Here is a 1,579-nt window from a genome sequence, read left to right as displayed (position 1 = left end):
CTTCACTCAACGTATCGAGCGGGAGAATCTAACATTGCGCAACCGACTTAAACGGCTCAATAGAAAGACGTTGGGTTATTCCAAATCGCCGGAAATGCACGATAAGGTCATCGGTACTTTCATTGAACGTGAATATTATATTTAACAGGCATCAACAGGTTGAATACGCGACCACTTATCGTATTAACACAGAAAATATGACTACCTTTAACATTACAAGTAGCCATATTTTGTCAATTGGAAGATTCTAAGAATATTTCCAATTTTTTTATTTAGTCAAACCTGATTGGCTCTTGAAAAAAATTAGAACCACATTGGTCTTTTACTAATGATATTAATAAATGATTCTCTTCTTTTTTTACAAGGATTTTATAATTACCGGGAGTTATAAATACTTTCTTTCCAGATATGTATTCTGAATCATCGGGTTCAAGATCACCTCCAGTTGTATCTTCCCCCGCACCAATAAATATTTCTCCTGATGGGGATTTTATACAAACTTCAATATCAGGGTTTTTTATATTCTCAACCAACTCGACAGAGTATACTCCATCATCTACTAATCCCAAAAAGGCAATGTTTCCCTCATTCATTTCATGCAATTCATCATCGGGAATAGACCACCAATCAGGAGTGTCTGTTTTTCTATGTCTTATTGCTTGTAGATCAAATATAGCTAATGTTGCTGTATCTGTTGTGAAAGAAAAAGAGTCTTTCATTTATATCATCCTCAAATAAATATAATTTCACTAATTTTATCACCAACTTTTAACCCTGCTTTTCTGCCAGCATTTTTTAACGCACTACCAACACTTTTATTGATCGACTCGTTCAACATTTTCAGTCTTTGCGTTGCAGAACCACCAACTATAAGGTCAACAGGATGATCAGCATTGAGTTTTGATAAATTTGGTGCTTTACCAAATATTCTCTCATAACGCTCAGAAACTGCTTTTCTGTAGGCGTTTTGTAATGGTGAAATCCTTACATTGTGCGTACCTGGAGACCAAACTAATTCGCCTCGTTTAGCGGCTCTGTTCAATGCATTTTGTTTTATTTTAAACTCCCTTTCAAGGAACTTACGCTCAGCATCTGATAAATTAGTGCTCAAGATCTTTGGCTTATTAACTGTTAATGAAACACTACATCCTGCCAACCCAAGCGGATCTACCCATCCCGTTGGATTTTCCACATAAGCATAGGGGTTCTCTCCGCCCGCCAGCCCAATAGGATCGGGTGTCAAGTACTGTCCAGCAACTGAAGAGTAATACCTAAACCGATTATAGACCAGCCCGCTTTCCTGATCGAGCCACTGCCCAGCAAACAGCTGCCCCGAATCGTACTGTGCATTTTCACCTGCTGCTTTCAGGCGCATACCGTACAGGCTCTGTGGTGGCTGACGCCAGACACGGTGACCCTGCGGATCAAACAGTGCCAGAGGTTCGCCGGTCGGGGCACAGACGGCATACTGGGTCTGCATTTCCCCCGCCAGCAGTTCACTGCGGTTGGCCGGGTCGGGGGTGAAGAACTGGATTTGCTGCGCCAGTAACTGCCAGCCGTCAAACACCAGATGGCGGAT

3 protein-coding genes are annotated in these 1,579 nt (G+C 41.4%); 1 reads left to right on the top strand and 2 read right to left on the bottom strand.

Annotated elements, in window-relative coordinates:
- Window positions 1–145, top strand: a 145-nt coding sequence (locus Xinn_RS20710) for an IS1 family transposase (protein ID WP_244590287.1), incomplete at its 5' end; no start/stop codon positions are given.
- Window positions 146–272: 127 nt separating this feature from the next.
- On the opposite strand, the gene Xinn_RS20705 is transcribed toward Xinn_RS20710, so the two are convergent.
- Both Xinn_RS20705 and Xinn_RS23245 read right to left on the bottom strand, forming a co-directional pair.
- The gene (locus Xinn_RS20705; protein WP_086956845.1) at window positions 273–719 is read right to left on the bottom strand and encodes a DUF6386 family protein; all 447 of its coding nucleotides are present in this window, start codon (window positions 717–719) and stop codon (window positions 273–275) included.
- Window positions 720–730: 11 nt separating this feature from the next.
- Window positions 731–1,579, bottom strand: an 849-nt coding sequence (locus Xinn_RS23245; RefSeq protein ID WP_280176160.1) for an RHS repeat domain-containing protein, incomplete at its 5' end; no start/stop codon positions are given.

Source organism: Xenorhabdus innexi, assembly GCF_002632485.1.
GTDB classification, from domain to species: domain Bacteria; phylum Pseudomonadota; class Gammaproteobacteria; order Enterobacterales; family Enterobacteriaceae; genus Xenorhabdus; species Xenorhabdus innexi.
Note: the sequence above shows the minus strand (reverse complement) of the source record. Positions and strands in the feature narration are given on the sequence as shown.